Annotated in this window: 16 protein-coding genes; 11 read left to right on the forward strand and 5 right to left on the reverse strand. The window is 71.0% G+C overall.

The features are described 5' to 3' along the window. The first annotated feature begins 147 nt into the window (after positions 1-147). From ACFOSH_RS03315 to ACFOSH_RS03350, 8 genes are read left to right on the forward strand one after another with little or no spacing between them, the layout of a single operon-like run. Positions 148-1,653 (forward strand): UDP-N-acetylmuramoyl-L-alanyl-D-glutamate--2,6-diaminopimelate ligase, encoded by a 1,506-nt coding sequence (locus ACFOSH_RS03315; RefSeq protein ID WP_378237139.1) that lies wholly within the window; start codon positions 148-150, stop codon positions 1,651-1,653. Then, positions 1,650-3,182, forward strand: a complete 1,533-nt coding sequence (locus tag ACFOSH_RS03320; protein WP_378237123.1) for a UDP-N-acetylmuramoyl-tripeptide--D-alanyl-D-alanine ligase — start codon at positions 1,650-1,652, stop codon at positions 3,180-3,182. Before ACFOSH_RS03315 ends, ACFOSH_RS03320 begins: the two co-directional genes overlap by 4 nt. Continuing rightward, a complete protein-coding gene (mraY, locus tag ACFOSH_RS03325) occupies positions 3,179-4,264 on the forward strand; it encodes a phospho-N-acetylmuramoyl-pentapeptide-transferase (RefSeq protein WP_378237124.1) in 1,086 nt (361 codons plus the stop codon). The genes ACFOSH_RS03320 and mraY overlap by 4 nt, the downstream gene beginning before the upstream one ends. A 3-nt stretch (positions 4,265-4,267) precedes the next feature. Then, positions 4,268-5,671, forward strand: coding sequence for a UDP-N-acetylmuramoyl-L-alanine--D-glutamate ligase (murD, locus tag ACFOSH_RS03330; RefSeq protein WP_378237125.1), 1,404 nt, complete (start codon positions 4,268-4,270; stop codon positions 5,669-5,671). Continuing rightward, positions 5,658-7,145 (forward strand): putative lipid II flippase FtsW, encoded by a 1,488-nt coding sequence (ftsW, locus tag ACFOSH_RS03335; RefSeq protein WP_378237126.1) that lies wholly within the window; start codon positions 5,658-5,660, stop codon positions 7,143-7,145. The genes murD and ftsW overlap by 14 nt, the downstream gene beginning before the upstream one ends. Further along, positions 7,142-8,269, forward strand: coding sequence for an undecaprenyldiphospho-muramoylpentapeptide beta-N-acetylglucosaminyltransferase (murG, locus tag ACFOSH_RS03340; protein WP_378237127.1), 1,128 nt, complete (start codon positions 7,142-7,144; stop codon positions 8,267-8,269). The genes ftsW and murG overlap by 4 nt, the downstream gene beginning before the upstream one ends. After that, positions 8,262-9,671, forward strand: coding sequence for a UDP-N-acetylmuramate--L-alanine ligase (gene murC, locus ACFOSH_RS03345; protein ID WP_378237128.1), 1,410 nt, complete (start codon positions 8,262-8,264; stop codon positions 9,669-9,671). Before murG ends, murC begins: the two co-directional genes overlap by 8 nt. 25 nt (positions 9,672-9,696) lie before the next feature. Next, on the forward strand, positions 9,697-10,533 hold the full coding sequence (locus ACFOSH_RS03350) for a cell division protein FtsQ/DivIB (protein ID WP_378237129.1): 837 nt from the start codon (positions 9,697-9,699) through the stop codon (positions 10,531-10,533). 10 nt (positions 10,534-10,543) lie between these two features. On the opposite strand, the gene ACFOSH_RS03355 is transcribed toward ACFOSH_RS03350, so the two are convergent. After that, complete coding sequence (locus tag ACFOSH_RS03355) at positions 10,544-11,293, reverse strand: TetR/AcrR family transcriptional regulator (protein ID WP_378237130.1); 750 nt, start codon at positions 11,291-11,293, stop codon at positions 10,544-10,546. 95 nt (positions 11,294-11,388) lie between these two features. Here ACFOSH_RS03355 and ACFOSH_RS03360 point away from each other — a divergent pair, with 95 nt between their 5' ends. Further along, complete coding sequence (locus ACFOSH_RS03360; protein ID WP_378237132.1) at positions 11,389-12,222, forward strand: NAD(P)H-binding protein; 834 nt, start codon at positions 11,389-11,391, stop codon at positions 12,220-12,222. A 204-nt stretch (positions 12,223-12,426) separates the two neighbouring features. Here ACFOSH_RS03360 and ACFOSH_RS03365 read toward each other — a convergent pair whose 3' ends face one another. Together ACFOSH_RS03365 and ACFOSH_RS03370 are read right to left on the reverse strand one after the other, a co-directional pair. After that, a complete protein-coding gene (locus tag ACFOSH_RS03365) occupies positions 12,427-13,209 on the reverse strand; it encodes a hypothetical protein (protein ID WP_378237133.1) in 783 nt (260 codons plus the stop codon). Positions 13,210-13,329: 120 nt separating this feature from the next. Next, complete coding sequence (locus ACFOSH_RS03370) at positions 13,330-15,387, reverse strand: PASTA domain-containing protein (protein ID WP_378237134.1); 2,058 nt, start codon at positions 15,385-15,387, stop codon at positions 13,330-13,332. Positions 15,388-15,571: 184 nt separating this feature from the next. On the opposite strand from ACFOSH_RS03370, the gene ACFOSH_RS03375 reads away from it, so the two are divergent. Beyond that, positions 15,572-15,940: an Rv2175c family DNA-binding protein gene (locus ACFOSH_RS03375; protein WP_378237135.1), complete on the forward strand. Its 369-nt coding sequence runs from the start codon at positions 15,572-15,574 to the stop codon at positions 15,938-15,940. On the opposite strand, the gene ACFOSH_RS03380 is transcribed toward ACFOSH_RS03375, so the two are convergent. After that, the gene (locus ACFOSH_RS03380; RefSeq protein ID WP_378237136.1) at positions 15,909-17,087 is read right to left on the reverse strand and encodes an MFS transporter; all 1,179 of its coding nucleotides are present in this window, start codon (positions 17,085-17,087) and stop codon (positions 15,909-15,911) included. The genes ACFOSH_RS03375 and ACFOSH_RS03380 overlap by 32 nt on opposite strands. 22 nt (positions 17,088-17,109) lie before the next feature. Between ACFOSH_RS03380 and ACFOSH_RS03385 the strand changes: the two genes are divergently transcribed. Further along, the gene (locus ACFOSH_RS03385; protein ID WP_378237140.1) at positions 17,110-17,661 is read left to right on the forward strand and encodes a CGNR zinc finger domain-containing protein; all 552 of its coding nucleotides are present in this window, start codon (positions 17,110-17,112) and stop codon (positions 17,659-17,661) included. Positions 17,662-17,729: 68 nt separating this feature from the next. On the opposite strand, the gene ACFOSH_RS03390 is transcribed toward ACFOSH_RS03385, so the two are convergent. Beyond that, on the reverse strand, positions 17,730-18,515 hold the full coding sequence (locus ACFOSH_RS03390; RefSeq protein WP_378237137.1) for an LLM class F420-dependent oxidoreductase: 786 nt from the start codon (positions 18,513-18,515) through the stop codon (positions 17,730-17,732). Positions 18,516-18,632: the final 117 nt, after the last annotated feature.

An 18,632-nucleotide genomic window follows, 5' to 3' on the forward strand; every position in this document is an offset into this window, starting at 1 on the left:
GTAACCTCCTTTGCTGTGTCGGTGCCTACTTCAGATCCCCGCAGCGGTCCCGCCGTCGAAAGCGGGTCCGGCGCGACGGCTGCCCAGGTCCCGGACAGTCCGGTCAAGGCCGTCGCCGCACCCCCTCGTCCGGCCAGGATCGAGCCGATGCCACTGGGCACGCTGCTCGCCAGGGCGGGCGCGCGACTCGTGGTGGACGGTGACGACTATCCGGCCGCGGCCGAGCTGACGGTCACGGGCAGCACGCTGCGCGCGCAGCACGTCCTCCCCGGCGACCTCTTCGCCGCGCTTCCCGGCGCCCGTGCCCACGGCGCGGACTTCAGCGACCAGGCCATCGCCGCCGGCGCGGCCGCCGTGCTCACCGACGAGGCCGGCGCCGAACGTCCGGTGCTCCGGGACGCCGGCGTGCCGATCCTGGTGCACCAGGACCCGCGTGCCGCCCTCGGCGAGATCGCCGCCTGGATCTACGGCGAGCCGTCGCTGGAGCTGTCCGTCCTGGGGATCACCGGGACTGCGGGCAAGACCACGACGTCGTACCTGGTCGACGCCGGGCTCAAGGCGGCCGGGCTCACCACCGGGCTGATCGGCACGGTCGAGACCCGGATCGCGGGCGAGCGGCTGGCCAGCGGGTTCACCACCCCCGAGGCGCCGGATCTGCAGGCGCTCCTGGCGGTGATGGTGGAACGCGGGGTCACGCACGTCCCGATGGAGGTCTCCAGCCACGCGCTGTCGCTGGGCCGGGTCAACGGCACGCGCTTCGCGGTCGGGGCCTTCACCAACCTCTCCCAGGACCACCTGGACTTCCACAAGGACATGGAGGAGTACTTCGCCGCCAAGTCGCTGCTGTTCGACGGCCGCTCCACCGCCGAGGTGGTCGTCGTCGACAGCGCCTGGGGCCAGGCGCTGCTCACCCCGCACACGGTGACCGTCTCCACCGAGCCGGGCACGGACGCGCTGTGGCGCGCCACCGACCTGACGCCGACGCCGGCGGGGGAGCAGACCTTCACCCTCCACGGCCCCGACGGCCTCGCCGCGTCGGCGAAGATCCCGCTGCCGGGTGAGTTCAACGTGGCGAACGCCGTGCTCGCCGCCGCGATCCTCACCACCGCCGGTGTCCCGCTCGAAGCCATCGTCGCCGGGCTCGCCTCGGTCGAGGTGCCGGGCCGGATGGAGCGGGTCTACCTCGGCCAGCCGTTCACCGCGGTGGTCGACTACGCGCACAAGCCCGCCGCGGTCGCGCAGGGCCTCGACGCGCTGCGTGCCCGCACCGAGGGCCGGATCATCACCGTCCTCGGCTGCGGCGGGGACCGTGACACCGCGAAGCGCCCGGTGATGGGCGAGGCGGCGGTCCGGCGCAGCGAGGTGCTGATCGTGACCGACGACAACCCGCGGTCGGAGGATCCGGCCGCGATCCGGGCGGCCATGCTGGCCGGCGCCCGCAACGCCGGACCGGCCCAGGGCGGCGAGATCCTCGAGATCGCCGACCGCCGGGACGCCATCGTCCACGCGGTGGAGCTCGCCCGGCCCGGCGACATCGTGCTCATCGCGGGCAAGGGCCACGAAACCGGCCAGGAGATCCAGGGTGTCGTGCACCCGTTCTCCGACCGGGAAGAGCTGGCCTCCGCCATCCGCAGACGTCTGGAGACAGTGTGATCGTGCTCAGCCTGGCCGAGATCGCCGCCATCGTCGGCGGCAGGCTGCATCGGACCGACGGGACCACCGAGGTCACCGGAAGCGTCGAATTCGACACCCGTGAGATCACGCCCGGCGGCCTGTTCGTCGCGCTGCCCGGGGCGAAGGTCGACGGCCATGACTTCGCCGCGCGGGCCGTCGAGTCCGGCGCCGTCGCGGTGCTCGCGGCCCGTGAGGTCGACGCCCCGGCCGTGATCGTGCCGCCGCTCGACGCCGGTGTCGCCCACGACCGGGCGTTCGCGCTGGTCTCGGACAAGGACGGGGCGGGCGCCGCGGTGCTGGCCGCGCTGGCGAAGCTCGCCCGGCACGTGGTCCGGAAGCTCTCCGGCGACCACCTGACGGTCGTCGGGGTCACCGGCTCGGCCGGCAAGACCTCGACCAAGGACATCATCGCCCAGCTGCTGGAGCCGCTCGGTCCGACGGTGGCGCCGCCGGGATCGTTCAACAACGAGCTGGGCCACCCCTGGACGGCGCTGCGGGCCGACGACTCGACCCGGCAGCTGGTGCTGGAGCTGTCCGCCCGCGGGCCCGGCCACATCGCCGAGCTGGCGGCCATCGCGCCGCCGCGGATCGGGGTCGTGCTCAACGTCGGCACCGCGCACGTCGGCGAGTTCGGCTCACGCGAGGGCATCGCGAAGGGCAAGGGCGAGCTCGTCGAGGCCTTACCGAGCGCGGAAGACGGCGGTGTCGCCGTCCTCAACCTCGACGACCCGTACGTCGCGGCGATGGCGAGCCGGACCACCGCGCGGGTGGTGTTCGTCGGCGAGAGCGAGTCCGCGCGGGTCCGTGCTGTGGACATCACCCTCGACGACGAAGCGCGCGCGTCGTTCCGCCTGGTCACCCCGGACGGCGAGGCGCCGGTGAAGCTGCCGCTCTACGGCGAGCACCAGGTCGGCAACGCGCTCAGCGCCGCCGCCGTGGCCCTGGAGACGGGCTCGACGGTCGAGGAGGTCGCGGCCCGCCTGTCGAGCCTCGAACGGCGCTCGGACCGCCGCATGGAGGTCACCACCCGCGCCGACGGCGTCACGGTGCTCAACGACTCCTTCAACGCCAGCCCCGAGTCGATGCGGGCCGCGCTCAAGGCGCTCGCGTCGATGAGCGCGACGCGCCGTTCCTGGGCCGTGCTCGGCGTGATGGGAGACCTCGGCGAGGACTCGGTCACGGCGCACGACGGCATCGGCAGGCTCGTCGTCCGGCTCAACATCGACAAGCTCGTGGTCATCGGCCAGGCGGCCGCGGCCACGCATCAGGGCGCCCAGCAGGAGGGTTCCTGGGGCGAGGAGTCGGTACTGGTACCCGACGTCGAGGCCGCCATCGCCCTGCTGCATGATCAGCTCCGCGCGGGAGACGTGGTGCTGGTGAAGGCGTCCAAGGCCGCCGCACTGTGGCGAGTGGCCGACGCCGTGCTCGCCTCCCCCGAAACGAACGCAGAATCCCCTGTAGTACCCCCTTCCCCCTCTCAAGAACGCTCGAACGGTGGTGACGCGTGATCAGCATCCTGATCGCGGCCGGCGCGGGCCTGCTGGTCTCCATCCTCCTCACTCCCTATCTGATCCGGGTCTTCTCCCGGCAGGGCTTCGGCCAGGAGATCCGGGAGGAAGGACCGCAGGGACACAAATCCAAGCGCGGTACCCCGACGATGGGTGGTGTCGCGATCATCGTCGCGATGGTCGTCGGGTATTTCGTGGCCCATCTGATCAGCGCGATCAGCGGCGGAAACGGCACCGGCGGCCCGTCCGCTTCGGGCCTGCTGGTCCTGGCCCTGGCGGTGGGCCTCGGGATCGTCGGGTTCCTCGACGACTTCATCAAGATCCGCAAGCAGCGCAACCTCGGGCTGAACAAGACCGCGAAACTGGTCGGCCAGCTGGTGGTCACGATCGCCTTCGCGATCCTGGCGCTGCAGTTCGCCGACGAGCGCGGGCTGACCCCGGCGTCGGAGAGCCTGTCCTACGTGCGGGACCTCGCGCTGATCACCTTCCCGTCGGTGTTCTTCGTGATCTTCTGCTACATCGTCATCTCGGGCTGGTCGAACGCGGTGAACTTCACCGACGGCCTCGACGGTCTCGCCGGTGGCACCGCGGCGATGGTCCTGGCGACCTACGTCGTCATCGCCTTCTGGCAGACCCGCCTCTCGTGCGCGGTCTCCCCGCAGACCGCCTGTTACGACGTCCGTGACCCGCTGGACCTGGCCGTGGTGGCCGCCGCGGCGACCGGGGCCTGTGTCGGGTTCCTCTGGTGGAACGCGGCGCCGGCGAAGATCTTCATGGGTGACACCGGTTCGCTCGCCCTCGGTGGCCTCGTCGCCGGTCTGTCGATGACCACCCGCACGGAACTGCTCGCCATCGTCATCGGCGGTCTGTTCATGGTCGAGATGATCTCGGTGGTCGCGCAGATCGCGGTGTTCCGCACGACCAGGCGGCGGCTGTTCCGGATGGCCCCGTTCCATCACCACTTCGAACTGGCGGGCTGGGCGGAGACCACGGTCATCATCCGGTTCTGGCTGCTCTCGGCCATCTGCTGCATGTTCGGTCTCGGCCTGTTCTACAGCGAACAGCTCAGCTTCGGGGGTTGAGAAGTGGAGCTAGCCGGGCGTCACGTCCTTGTCGCCGGAGCCGGGGTGACCGGTAAATCCATCGTCCCCGTCCTGGCCGACCTGGGTGCGCGGATCACCGTCACCGACGGCGACGCCGAACGGCTGGCGGAACTCGAAGGGCTCGGCGCGGAACTCGTGCCGGGCCTGTCGGAGCCGCCCGAAGGTGTCGAGCTGGTCGTGACCAGCCCCGGCTGGAAGCCGACGTCGCCGCTGCTGGTGGCGGCGGCCGAGGCGGGTCTCGAAGTGATCGGCGACGTCGAGCTGGCGTGGCGCGTCGGGCAGCTGCGCGACAAGCCACCGGTGTGGCTCGCGATCACCGGCACCAACGGCAAGACCACCACCGTCGGGATGCTGGAGTCGATCCTGCGTTCCGCCGGGGTCGACGCCGTGGCCTGCGGGAACGTCGGCTTCGCGGTACTCGACGCGGTGCGCGCCGGGCACGAGGTGCTCGCCGTGGAACTGTCGAGCTTCCAGCTGCACTGGTCGTCGACGCTGGCCCCGCTCGCCTCGGTGGTACTGAACCTCGCCGAGGACCACCTCGACTGGCACGGCTCGATGGAGGAGTACGCGGCCGCGAAGGGGCGGGTCCACACCCACTCCCGGAACGTGGTGCACAACCTCGGCGAAGAGTGGTCCGCCCGCCTCGCCGACGAGCACGCGCCCGCCGACGCCCGCCGCGTCGCGTTCGGCATGGACACCCCGCGCTCCGGTGAACTCGGGATAGTGGAAGACCTGCTGGTCGACCGCGCCTTCGTCGCCGACCCGGCGACCAGCGCCGACGAACTCGGCACGCTGGCCGACGTCCGCCCCGCCGGTCCGCACAACGTCGCCAACGCGCTGGCCGCGGCCGCGCTGGCCCGCGCGTACGGCGTCACCGGCGAAGACGTCGCCAAGGGCCTGCGCGAGTACCGGCCCGCCCCGCACCGCGCCGAGGAGATCGGCGAGATCGACGGCGTCCGGTACATCAACGACTCCAAGGCGACCAACCCGCACGCGGCGAGCGGGTCGCTGCGCGCGCATCTGAACGTCGTCTGGATCGCCGGTGGCCAGCTCAAGGGCGCTTCCGTGGACGAACTCGTCGGCTCGATCGCCGCGAGGCTGCGCGGAGTCGTCCTGTTCGGTGTGGATTCACCCGTGATCGCCGCCGCTGTTGCGCGACACGCGCCCGATGTCCCGGTCAACAGCCTCCCTTCGGGTGACGATGACACCATGACTGCGGCGGTGAAGGCGGCCCGCGCCCTGGCGCGCCCTGGAGATGTGGTGCTGCTGGCCCCCGCCGCGGCGTCGTTGGACATGTACCGCTCCTACGGCGAGCGCGGCGACGCGTTCGCGCGTGCGGTCCGTGTCCTGCGCGACGGTGCGGGGGAGACCAGTGACGGCGGTTGAGGACAGGAAGAGCGGGCCTTCTCCGAGGCCGCCTCGTAAACGGCGGGAGCACAAGGAAAGCCCGTTCGTCGCTTTCCGCACCGCGCTGACGGCGTGGCTTTCGCGGCCGCTCGCCTCGTTCCACCTGGTGCTGGCGCTCACCGGCGTGCTGACCGTGATCGGCATCGTGATGGTGCTGTCGGCCTCGTCGGTCGCTTCGTACAACCCCAAGACCGGCACCGGGGTGTACGCCCAGTTCAGCAAGCACATCATGTTCGTCGCGATCGGCGCGGCGGTGTTCTGGGTCGGGCTGCGGGTCCCGCTGGAACGCGTCCGGCGGCTCTCGGCGACGGCGACGGTGGTCTGCCTCGGGCTGCTCTTCCTGGTGCTGACCCCGCTCGGGTCCACGGTCAACGGCTCGCAGGGCTGGTTCCGGCTCGGCGGTTTCGCCTTCCAGCCGGTCGAAGCGGCCAAGGTCGCGCTGGCCTTCTGGGGCGCGCACATCCTGGTGATCAAGTACAACATCATCAACCAGTGGCGGCATCTGCTCGTCCCGGTCGTCCCGATCGCGCTGCTGATGTTCGCGCTGGTCATGATGCAGCCCGACCTCGGCGGCACGGTCACCCTCGCGGTGGTGCTGCTGGCGCTGCTGTGGTTCGCGGGCGCGCCGAAACGGCTGTTCGGCGTCATCCTCGCGGGTGGTCTCGCCGGGGTCCTGGTGCTGGCCATCATCGAGCCGTACCGGCTCGCCCGGGTCCTGTCGTTCGTCTCCGGCGACCCGGACGTCAGCGCGGACGGCTTCCAGGCCAACCAGGCGAAACTCGCGCTCGCCGACGGCGGGCTGTTCGGCAAGGGGCTCGGCCAGGGCCAGTCCAACTGGGGCTACCTGCCCAACGTGCAGAACGACTTCATCTTCGCCCTGATCGGCGAGGAACTCGGCTTCATCGGCTGCGCGGTGGTGCTGGGGCTGTTCGCCGGGGTCGCCGTCGTGGGCCTGCGGATCGCCACCCGGAACCTCGACCCGTGGATCCGCATCGTGGCGGGCACGCTGACCGTCTTCCTGGTCGCGCAGGCGGGTATCAACATCGGTTACGTCGTCGGCCTGCTGCCGGTCACCGGGGTCACGCTGCCGCTGATCTCCTATGGCGGGACGTCGCTGGTGATCACCATGCTCATCATGGGGATCCTCGCGAACGCCGCCCGGCACGAACCGGAGGCGGTGGCCGCACTGCGCTCGCAGGGGCCAGGTAAATTCGGACGCCTGCTGAGGCTTCCCGCCCCCGAGCCGTACCGCCCGCCCGCCAAGCGCAAGGGTGCCGCGGCCAGGGGCGGCGCCGCCAAGGCGGCGAGGCCCGCGCCGAGGACGGCGAGGCCGTCGACCGCCCAGGAACGGCGCCGTTCGGTGCGGGAACCCGGCAGGAGGACGGCCGCGCGAACCGCGGTGAACCGCGGTACCGCGAAACGGGGTACCGCAAACCGGAGAGGTCATAGGTGAACAACCCCGTCAGAGGCGGCGCCGCAGCCGAGGTCGAAGGCAAGGCGCCGGTGGTCGTGGTCGCCGGCGGCGGTACCGCAGGGCATATCGAACCGGCTCTCGCCCTCGCCGACGCGGTGATGCGCCTGCGTCCCGACGCGAAGGTGATCGCGCTGGGAACCCAGCGCGGGCTGGAGAACAAGCTCGTCCCGGCGCGCGGCTACCCGCTCGAGCTGATCCCCCCGGTCCCGATGCCGCGCAAGCCGACACCGGAACTGCTGAAGATGCCGCTGAAGGTCCGCGACTCGGTCAAGCGCACCCGCGAGATCCTGGAGCGGGTCGGCGCGGACGTCGTCGTCGGCTTCGGCGGTTACGTCGCGCTTCCGGCGTACCTCGCCGCGCGCGGGCGGACGCCGATCGTGGTGCACGAGGCCAACGAGAAGCCGGGCCTGGCGAACAAGGTCGGCGCGCGGTTCGCCGTCCGCGTCGCCGTCGCCGTCCCGGGGACGCCGCTGGCGAGGGCCGAGGTCGTCGGCATCCCGCTGCGCCGTTCCATCACCTCGCTCGACAGGGCCGCGCTGCGTGCCGAGGCCCGTGAGTTCTTCGGGCTCGACCCGGACGCCCCGACGCTGCTGGTCTTCGGCGGCTCGCAGGGCGCGGTGTCGATCAACGGCGCCGTCTCCGGCGCGGCCAAGGAGTTCGCGGACGCCGGCGTCGGTGTCCTGCACGCCCACGGGCCGAAGAACACGCTGGTCGTCCAGGAGTTCCCCGGACGGCCCGCGTACGTCCCGGTGCCGTACCTGGAGCGCATGGACCTGGCCTACGCCGCCGCCGACGCGGTGCTGTGCCGGTCCGGCGCGATGACCGTCGCGGAGGTCTCCGCCGTCGGCCTGCCCGCGGTGTTCGTCCCGCTGCCGTACGGCAACGGCGAACAGGCTGTCAACGCCCGGCCCGCGGTCGACGCGGGTGCCGGGCTGATGGTCGCCGACGCCGACCTCACCCCCGCCAACGTCGCGGAACTGGTGATCCCGCTGGTGTCCGACGCCGACCGGATCGCGAAGATGAGCGCGGCCGCGGTCGGTCTCGGCCACCGAGAAGCCGACGAGACCCTTGCCAAGATCGTGCTGGAGGCCGCCGGTGCCTGACAACCTTCCCGACACGCTCACGCGTGCCCACCTGATCGGGATCGGCGGTGCCGGGATGAGCGGCATCGCCCGCATCCTGCTGGCCCGCGGGGCCAGGGTCTCCGGTTCCGACGCCAAGGAGTCGCGCGCGTTCCTTTCGCTGCGTGCCCAGGGCGCCGAGATCGCCGTCGGCCAGAGTGCCGAGAACCTCGACGCGTTCCCGGAAGGCCCGTCCTCGGTGATCGTGTCGACCGCCATCAAGGACGACAACCCGGAACTGGTGGCCGCGCGGGAACGCGGGATCACCGTGCTGCACCGCGCGCAGGCGCTGGCCGGGCTGATGGAGGGCCACCGCGTCGCCTGCATCGCCGGGACGCACGGCAAGACGTCGACGACGTCGATGCTGACCGTCGCGCTGCAGCAGTGCCGTCTCGACCCGTCGTTCGCCATCGGCGGCGACCTCAACGAGTCGGGCGCGAACGCGCACCACGGCGAAGGCGGCGTCTTCGTCGCCGAAGCGGACGAGAGCGACGGGTCGTTCCTTGCCTACTCGCCGTCGGTCGCCGTGGTGACCAACGTCGAGCCGGACCACCTGGACCACCACGGCACGGCCGAGGCGTACGTCTCGGTGTTCACCGATTTCCTCGGCCGGATCGAGCCGGGCGGGCTGCTCATCGTCTGCGGTGACGACGAAGGCGCCGACGCGCTGGGTACGCAGGCTTCGGCGCAGGGCATCCGCGTCCGCCGCTACGGGCGTTCGGTCACCGGACCGGACGACGCCAAGATCCTGGACTTCGTACCCGCCCCGGACGGCGGCGTGGTCCGGATTTCCTTGCAGGGCGAGGAAATCGTCCTCCGGGTCGCGGTGCCGGGTGAGCATATGGCGCTGAACGCGGTCGCCGCGCTGCTGGCCGGGATCGAGCTCGGCGCGCCGGTCGAAGGACTGGCCGAAGGGCTCGCCGCGTTCGGCGGCGTCCGGCGGCGGTTCGAGTTCAAGGGCCGCTCGGGCGACGTCCGGGTGTACGACGACTACGCGCATCACCCGACCGAGGTCGACGCGCAGCTGCGCGCGGTGCGGACGGCCGCGGGCACGGGCCGGGTCGTCGTCGTCTTCCAGCCGCACCTGTACTCGCGCACGAAGACGTTCTCGAAGGAGTTCGCGGCCGCGCTGGCGCTGGCCGACGAGGTCGTCGTGCTGGACGTCTTCGGGGCCCGCGAGAAGCCGGAGCCCGGGGTGAGCGGCGCGCTCATCGCCGACCAGATCTCCGGTGTCCCCGTGCACTACCAGCCCGCTTTCGACGTCGCGGCGAAGCTCGCGGCGGATCTGGTCAAACCCGGCGACCTGCTGGTGACCATGGGCGCCGGTGACGTCACGCAGCTCGGCCCGGAGATCCTGGCCGAGCTGGACCGGCGGGCGGGCTAGCCATGACATCGGCCGGCGGGCAGCCATGACACAGACCGGGGAACGCCGCCGCCCGGCCGAACCCGGTCGGCGTCCGCGCACCGAACGGGTCAAGCGGACTCCGCGGGCCGAACGGACTAAACGACTGAAGGAGCGGCGCGCCAGGCAGTCCGGGTACGACCGCCGCCGCACCGCCCGGCCGTCGCGGCACAAGGAGATGCGGCGGCGATGGGTCACGCTTCTCTCGGCGCTGACCATCGCCGCCCTCGTCTACCTGCTGTGGTTCAGCTCGATGCTGGGCGTGCGGCAGGTCGACGTGGTCGGGGCGAATTCCGTGCCCGCGGAGCAGATCCGCGGCACGGCGGCGGTGCCGGACCAGAAGCCGATGCTGCGCCTGGACACCGACGAGATCCGTGACCGGGTGGCGCAGATGCCCGGCATCGCCACCGTCGACGTCTCGCGGTCGTGGCCGGACACCCTCGACATCACCGTGACCGAACGCGCCGCGATCGCGTTCTTCGACAGCGGGCCCGGCGGCGACGGCGTGCACCTCGTCGACGGCGCGGGAGTGGTGTTCAAGACGGTCAAGGAGCGGCCCGCCGGGCTGCCCGAGCTCAAGCTGCCCTCGGTGTCGGCCGACGACCCGGTGACCCGCGCGGTGACCGGCGTCCTCGGCGTGATCCCGCAGCAGCTGCTCAAGCAGGTCACCACAGCGACGGCGAAGACGCCCGGCAGCGTCGAGTTCGCGCTGGCCGACGGGAAGACCGTGCGGTGGGGGACCTCGGCCGACACCGAACGCAAGGCGAAGGTCCTGGCCGCGCTGCTCACCCGCGAGGGCAAGGTCTTCGACGTCTCGGCCCCGGATCTCCCCACCGTCTCCTGACGCAACTCGCTCAGGGGGAGACGAGGGCTTCGATGCCGTCCAGCATGCGCTCCAGGCCGAACGTGAAGGTCTCGTCGGCGGCTTCGCAGGTCTCGGCCTCGTAGCCGCCGCTTTCCCACATCCGCGTCATCGCCGGATGCCGCTCCACGTCGAAGTACTTCTCCCAGAACACCGACCGCTGCCCCCACCAGGCGTCCGTCGACTGCCCGGTCTCCTGTTCGACCTGCGCGGTCTCGGCGAACAGCGTCGCGTTCGCCTGGACGTAGATCTCGATGCTGTTCGCGGCCGCGGCCGCCTTGCGCGGCACCAGCCCGATGTCCGACACCGCCGCGATCAGGTACTCCTGGCCCGCCATCAGCCCGGGACCGAGCACCGGCCGCACCATCGACGTCGAGCGCAGCCACGGATGCGCCCGGAAGACGGCCAGGGTGCGCTCGGCGTAGAGCCGCACCTGCTCGCGCCAGCCGTCCGGCAGGGGATCGCCGGGGCCGGGGAGGTCCCGTTCGGCGAGCACCGAGTCCACCATGAGGTCGAGCAGTTCCGTCTTGCCCGGGACGTAGGTGTACAGCGTCATCGTGCCGACGCCGAGCTTCTCGGCGATCCGGCTCATCGACACGGTCGCCTCGCCCGCGCCGTCGGCGAGCGCGACGCCGGTGGCGATCACCTGGTCGAGGGTCAGTTTCGGCTTCCGCCCCCTGGTCGGTTGCCGGGCCTCGCCGCGGTCACGCCACAACAGATCGAGACTGCGCTCGAAGTCCATCCACACTCCCACTCGCCCGTGAAGCTGGATTCTACATTCTCGTATCGGGTACGGTTAAACTATTCCCGTAGGACGTACGAAAAGGAGTGGGAATCGTGACGATCCTGGTGACCGGTGCGACCGGAAGCGTCGGCAGGCTGCTGGTCGACGAGCTGGTGAAGGCCGGAGCGCCGGTGCGGGCGCTGACCGTCAACCCGGCGAAGGCGGCGCTGCCCGAGCAGGTGGAGGTCGCCAAGGGGTACCTCGGCAAGCCGGAGACCCTGCCGGAAGCCCTCGAAGGCATCGAGACCGTGTACCTGGCGCCGCTGGCGGACACGGTGGACGACTTCGTGAAACTGGCGAAGGAGGCCGGAGTGCGCCGTGTGGTGGCGCTGTCGGGCAGCAACGCCGACGACCCGGTGGAGAATTCGAGCGGGGTGGCCTACGCGATCATCGAAAAGGCGATCCTGGCGGCGGACTTCGAGTGGACGTTCCTGCGGCCGGGCGCGTTCATGAACAACACCCTCGGCTGGGCGGAGATGATCAAGGCCGAGCGGGTGGTCCGCGAGGCCTACGCCGAAGCACGCATGACGCCGATCGACCTCGGGGACATCGCCGCCGTCGCGGCGCACGTCATCCTGACCGAGGGGCACGTCGGCAAGAAGCACACGCTGAGCGGGCCGACGGCGATCAGCCGGCGCGAACAGGTCGCCGCCATCTCGGCCGCGCTCGGCGAGGAGGTGACCTTCCAGGAACTCACCCGGGAGGAGGCGAACCGGCAGTGGGCCGGCGCCGGTATCCCGGTGGAGATCGTGGAGTGGCTGCTCGACGGCTTCGCGTACTTCACCGAGAACCCCGACAAGCCGACAGGTGTCGTCCAGGAGCTCACCGGACGGCCTGGTGTCACCTATGCGGAATGGGCCGCGGCGAACGTCGAAGCTTTCCGCTGAGCCGCGGGAAGGGGTCCTTCACGCGCGCCCGCCCGTGACTGTTGTGGCTGCTGGTGCGTGTGGGGCGGTCCTGGAGGTGGTGAAGGTGGTGAAGGCCTCCTTCCCTACCTTCAGGGTAGGCAAGGAGGCCTTCACGGACCGGACCCGCGAACTACCGCGGCCAGAATCCGACAGATACCGAAGACGCCCTTGGCGCGACAGGCGTCAGCGCGCCCGGCGGGGGAGGCGCGTAGGCAGCGGCGCGCCCTTCCACGGCTGGTCCGCCGTGTCCGGAGCAGGCGGTTGAGGCTGTCGTTTCGGCTGGGGCAGCGGAGGCGGGGCCTGTGACTCGCGGGGCCAGGCGGGGGTGATCATCGCCTGCGCCCCGACCCGGCGGACCGGCAGCCCGTGCGCCTCCCTGGCGCGCAGGCCGGGCCAGATCTCGCTCGCCTCCTTGGCGGCGTCGCGGAGCGCGGTGCCGTCGAGCGAGGTGTGCGTCTCCTCGATGTCGCGGTCGAGCCACTGGACGACGAACTCCAGCGGCCCGTCGGGCGGCAGCGGCCACAGGAAGATCTCGTGGTCGACGTGGAACGCCGAGCCGCCCGAACCCTGCGCGCGCAGTACCGGCTGGTCCGGTTTGGTGGCGGACGGCACGGAGATGGTCTCCGAACTGGCCCGCCTGCCGTCGGGGAAGAGCACGCCGACCAGCAGCGCGTTGTAGTCCGGGACCCGGCGGTGGTCGATCAGGCCTTCGCCGGGTTCGTCCAGCAGGAGATCCCGTGAGTACACCGACAGCTGGAAGGCCACCGACTCCGGCCACACCTCGATGCCGCGCAGCGCCACGATCGTCCGTTCGGCGCGGCCCAGCGGCATCGACCACGGCAGGATCGCCGGGACGATGTACTCGTGCGGCGGCTCCACCCAGGGGCGGCCGTTGTAGCCGAACAGCTCCTGCTCCGGCACCGGGAACAGGGGACGGCTGCGCGGACCGTCGGTGAAGAAGCTCATCGCGGACCGGTCGTGGCAGCACGTGGAGCGAACCTGTCCGACCTGCCGTCGACGACCACCATGCGGTCACGGTATCCGATGACCACGCCGGTACTGAACGGTTTCAACGCACCTTTCGCGTCACCCGAAGCCCTTGAGCCGCACTTTCGAGCCCTTCGGCACCTTGGTGCCCGGTTGCGGATCCTGCTGCAGGACGAAGTCGAAACCACCGTTTCCGCCGCCGTGGCCGTTCCCGTTTCCGCGACCCTCACGGTCGGCATCCAGACCCGCCTGGCGCAGGATCTGGATGGCCTCCTCCATCCGCTTGAAGGTCACGTTCGGTACTTCGACGGCGTTCGAAACGAATACCCCGATCCGGCGGTTGCTCGCCTTGCCGCCGCCCTTCGGGTCGGTGCGGATCACCTGGCCGGCGACGAACTGGTCGGAGAACTCCTCGCCCGCCTGGAACGGCTGGAAACCGGCCTGCTGCAGGATCTGGAAGGCGGCGTCCTTGCTCTGGCCCGTGACGTCCGGGACCGGCGGCAGCGGTTCGGGACCCTTCGACAGGATCAGCGCGACCTGTCCGCCGATGTTCAGCTGCGAACCGGGGCTCGGGTCGACACGGATCACCTTGCCCTTGGCGACGTCGCTGTACTCCTGCTCGCCCTGGGCCGGGGTCAGCTGCGCGGCCTTGATCGCCGTCTCCGCGTCCTGCTGGCTCGTCCCGGCCTGGATGTCCGGCACGACCGGACGGCCCTTGGACAGCACCACGTTGACCGTGGCACCCGGCGCGACCGCCGCGCCGGCCGCGGGGTCGGACCGGATCACCGTGTGCTGCGCGGCGGTGTCGCTGTACTCCTCGGTGTAGGCCGGGGTCAGCTTCGCCGACCTGAGCGCGTCACCGGCGGCGGCCTGGTTCATCCCGGCGAGCTTCGGCACCGACGACGAGGTCGGGCCGGAGTCGTTGAGGATGAAGGCGAACGCGCCGATCAGACCGCCGAGGATCACCACGGCTGCCGCGATCATCAGGTAGAGACGCTTGCGCGACCCTGGCTGCTCTTCGTCCGCCGCGGCCGGCGTGGGCCGAGGGGGAGGCGTCCGGGGCGGCTGGGCGGCGGGGAACCGCTGTTCCCGGTGCAGCGCCTGCGTTCCGCGCGGCCCGGAGACCGGCATGGTCGCCTCGGCGACCGGGGTCAGCACCGTCGTCGCCTGCGCGGGGTTCACCGCCGGGACGGCCGGGATGCCGGGGGTGGTGCGCTCGGCGTCGGTCTCGCGGTCGGCGTCCGCGGGCAGCGGCACGGGTACCGGGACGGCCGGGATGCCGAGGACGGTGCGCAGGTGGTTCAGCTCGGCGAGGAACACCGCGGCGTCGGCCGGGCGCTGTTCGGGATCGCGGCGGGTGGCGCGCAGGATCAGCTCGTCCAGCGCGGGCGGGATCCCCGGGCGCAGTTCGCTCGGGCGCGGGACGTCGTCGTTGACGTGCCGGTACGCCACCGAGATCGCGGTGTCGCCGGTGTAGGGCGCGCGTCCGGTGAGCATTTCGTACAACAGGATCCCGGCCGAATAGACGTCGCCGCTCGAGGTGGTCACGCCCTTGGCGACCTGTTCGGGGGAGACGTAGGCGACGGTGCCGAGAATGACGCTCGAACTCGTGGTGCCCGCGCTCGCGATCGCGCGGACCAGGCCGAAGTCGCCCACCTTGACCACGCCGCCCGAAAGCGCCGTACCGCCCCGGCCGATGAGCACGTTCTCCGGTTTGACGTCGCGGTGCACCAGTCCGGCGGCGTGCGCCGCGGCGAGCGCGGAGAGCACCGGTTCGGTGATGCTCAGCGCGAGCGCGACGTCCAGCGGGCCGCGTTCGGACAGCAGTTCGCGCAGGGTCCCGCCGTCGACGAGTTCCATCACCAGGAACGCGCGGCCGGACTCCTCGCCGTCGGGGGTGTCGAAGCCCTGGTCGTGCACCGCCACCACGTGCGGGTGGTGCAGCCGGGCCGCCGAGCGGGCCTCCCGCTCGAAGCGCTCGACGAACGACCTGTCGTCGGCGAACCGCGGGTCCATGATCTTGATGGCTACCTGGCGGTCCAGTCGGGTGTCGACGCCGCGGTACACCGACGACATCCCGCCGCGTGCGAGCAGCTTGTCCACCCGGTAGCGGCCCTCGAGCAGAGTGCCCACCGGTGTGGGGTCCGTGCGTGTCACGGCTATGGATCGTACGGAAGTGCCCATGTTCTGGTGTACGGGACCTGGCTCGCCGGGGATCACGATTTCCGGCGATTCGTCGAATCGGTCGTATGCGTGACCATTTGGCCACCCTCCGTCATGGCGGCGCCGTCACCCATGCGTACTAGCGGGGCGGAAGGCGGAATGTGGCACAGTGTCACCTGTGAGTGGTATCCCCGTCGCCGACGACGTTCTCGAAGCTGATGTGGCCGTTCTTCCGCTTCCCGAGGTCGCGACCGCGCTGAACGTTTCGGCCAACAAGGTCCGCCAGATGCTGCGCGACGGCCACCTGATCGCCGTCCGGCGCAAGGGCGAGCTGTACGTCCCGGCCGGGTTCCTGGTGAAGGACGGCGTGGTCAAGGGCCTGGCCGGCACCATCACCGTGCTCGCGGACTCCGGTTTCAGCCGCACGGAGATGCTGCGCTGGCTCTTCGCCGAGGACGAGACGCTGCCGGGGGCAACCCCGGTCAACGCGCTCCGCACCAGCCACGGCACCGAGGTCAAGCGGCGCGCGCAGGCGATGGCGTTCTAGGCCGCTTGGCCGTTTTGACCAGTACATACGTCGCAGCCGCGAGCAGCTGACAGCCCGCCGCGGCACTCAGCGCGGCGGTTACGGAGAGTGCGCTCAACGGCCCCGCGGCTGCCGCACCCGCCGCGAGTCCGGTGATCTTCACGCTCGCCGCGGTCGTGAAAACCTGAGCCCGTACGTCCGCGGGCGCTTCGCGATGCCGGATGGCGAAAAGAGCCGAAAGTTGTGGTCCTTCGGCGAAACCGGCGAGTACGGCGGCGGCCAGCAGCGTCGCCACGTCGTGGCCCGCCGCCGCCAGCAGGAAGCTCGCGCCCAGCAGGACGGTGGTGGCGAGCACGGTGCGATCCGGCGGGGGCGGCTTGCGGGCCAGCACGGCGTTCGCGACCAATGACGCGGCGGCCAGCACGGTGAGCAGGAGCGCGCCGAGACCAGGGTTCCCCAGCCGTTGGGCGCCGAGCAGCGGATAGCAGACCACGGCGATCCCGATCCCGACGAAGGATACCGTGGACGTCGCGGTGGCCCGCAGCAGCGAGCGGTTGCGGAAAAGGACCGAGAACCCGTCGGCGAGCCGTCGGCGGAGCGGTTTCGCGGGCTTCGCTTCGACGGCGGGCAGCGACCAGGCCGCGGGGAAGGCCGCCACGACCAGCGTGATCGCGACGGCCACCGCGGCCGGAGCTCCGGCATGCGCGGCCACGAGCCCGGCGAGTCCCGGCCCGGCGAGGCTCGCGGCGGTGAAGGTCATGGCGTCGAGCGCGCTCGCCTTCGGCAGTGGTATCGCACCGCGGACATGGGGCAGCTGTGCCGTCCAGCCGCCCGCCAGCGCCGGGTTGAGCAGCCCGGCCGCGACGGCCACCGCGATCGCCGCGGGGACCTCGACGAGCGCGAGTACCGCGCCGAGCCCGCCCGCGTAGGCGAGCAACGCCCACGCCAGCAGCCGTCCCGGCCGGGGACTGCGGTCGAGCAGCGCGCCGAGCAACGGCCCGCCCGCCGCGGCCGAGATCGTCAGGCCCGCGAGCAGGGCGGACCCGGTGGCGGCCGAGCCGTCGACACTGAGCCCCAGCAGGAGCAGCGCCGGTCCGGACAGTTCGTCGCCGGTCCGGGCGATCGTCGCGCCGGTGAGGTAGACGGCGAGTCCGTAACGGCTTTTCATGAGCAAGACGTTACAGTGGGGCATGACTTCGGCGCAGCGGGATTTCCTGCCCGGCGGTTCGGCGCGGGCGGCGGCTCAGCGTGCGGTGGATCTGCTGGGGGTCCTGCTCGCGCCGGACCCCACGGTTCCGGCGGTTCGTGCCGTACTGGAGGCGCACGGCGAGACCTCTGTCGAGGTGAAGCCTTCGGATGTGGCGTCGTTGCGCGAGGCCGCCTTGGAACTGCGTGAGGTCTTCGCGGCGCGGGATGCCGCGGAGGCGGCCGGGGTGCTCAACCGGCTTTTGGCTCGCTACGCGCATCCGCCGCGGCTGACCGACCACGCCGACGGGTTCGGCTGGCATCTGCATGTGGACGCCGATGACGACGGGCCGTGGGGGGCGTGGCTGGTGACGTCGTCCGCGCTGGCGCTGGCGGTGCTGCTTTCGGACCGTCAGGCGCCGCCGGGTGGGCTTTGCGCCGCTTCGGGCTGCGGGAAGCCCTTCGCGCACTTGGGCGGGGGGAGTCCGCGTCGGTACTGCTCGACGCGGTGCGCGACTCGGGAGCGGGTCGCTGCTCACCGCCGTGGTCGGTCCTGAACGCTATGAAAGGTCCTTTCCTTGCAAAATTTGCAAGGAAAGGACCTTTCATAGCGCGTGAAAGAGACTCAGCCCTGCTTGTCGCGCCACTGGATCCAGGACCGCAGCTTGTCCAGGTTGTAGTCCGGTCCGCCGGTCGCCACGGTGAACAGCGAGACGCCGTGCTCCAGCAGCTTCGGGCCCAGCTCCTCGGGGTCGCCCTCGACGGCGACCGAACGCTCGATCTCCTTCGGGTCCCGGCCGACGTCGGCGCAGTGCTGGTCGAGGATCTTGACCTTGCGCTCCACGACCTCCGGGTCGCCGAAGCCGTGCCAGATGTCGGCGTGCTTCGCGACCAGGCGCAGCGTCTTCTTCTCGCCGCCGCCCCCGATCAGCACCGGGATCTTGCGGGTCGGCGCCGGGTTCAGCTTGCCGAGCCTGCTCTCGATCCGCGGGAGCGACTCGGCGAGGTTGTCGAGCCGCCCGCCGGCGGTGCCGAACTCGTAGCCGTACTCGTCGTAGTCCTTTTCGAACCAGCCGGAGCCGATGCCGAGGATCAGCCGTCCATCGGAGATGTGGTCGACGGTGCGGGCCATGTCGGCGAGCAGTTCGGGGTTGCGGTAGCTGTTGCACGTCACCAGCGCGCCGATCTCGACCCGCGACGTGGCCTCCGCCCAGGCGCCCAGCATGGTCCAGCACTCGTAGTGCAGTCCCTCGGGCTCGCCGAAGAGCGGGTAGAAGTGGTCCCAGTTGAAGACGATGTCCACACCGAGGTCTTCGGCTTCCGCGGCCGCCTGGCGGATGGCCTTGTACTCGGCGTGCTGAGGCTGCAGCTGGACGCCGATCCGGATCTTCCTGTTCGCAGCAGTCGTCATGATCGCACCCTAATACTGCAACGGCAGTTCGGTGAGTGGGTAGCCTCGTCGTTTGTAGTGGCTGAGGCGGGCTTGGTGTTGTCGTCGGCGGCGGAAGTGTGACCAGTGCCAGATGTG

The sequence above is a fragment of the Amycolatopsis speibonae genome, from assembly GCF_042647925.1.
Lineage (GTDB): Bacteria > Actinomycetota > Actinomycetes > Mycobacteriales > Pseudonocardiaceae > Amycolatopsis > Amycolatopsis speibonae.

What these genes read in the sequence shown, in the direction of transcription:
- ACFOSH_RS03315 (WP_378237139.1), top strand. Translation starts at nt 148, where the DNA reads ATGCCACTGGGCACGCTGCTCGCCAGGGCGGGCGCGCGACTCGTGGTG.
- ACFOSH_RS03350 (WP_378237129.1), top strand. Translation starts at nt 9,697, where the DNA reads ATGACACAGACCGGGGAACGCCGCCGCCCGGCCGAACCCGGTCGGCGT.
- ACFOSH_RS03355 (WP_378237130.1), bottom strand. Translation starts at nt 11,293, where the DNA reads ATGGACTTCGAGCGCAGTCTCGATCTGTTGTGGCGTGACCGCGGCGAG.
- ACFOSH_RS03365 (WP_378237133.1), bottom strand. Translation starts at nt 13,209, where the DNA reads ATGAGCTTCTTCACCGACGGTCCGCGCAGCCGTCCCCTGTTCCCGGTG.
- ACFOSH_RS03380 (WP_378237136.1), bottom strand. Translation starts at nt 17,087, where the DNA reads ATGAAAAGCCGTTACGGACTCGCCGTCTACCTCACCGGCGCGACGATC.
- ACFOSH_RS03385 (WP_378237140.1), top strand. Translation starts at nt 17,110, where the DNA reads ATGACTTCGGCGCAGCGGGATTTCCTGCCCGGCGGTTCGGCGCGGGCG.
- ACFOSH_RS03390 (WP_378237137.1), bottom strand. Translation starts at nt 18,515, where the DNA reads ATGACGACTGCTGCGAACAGGAAGATCCGGATCGGCGTCCAGCTGCAG.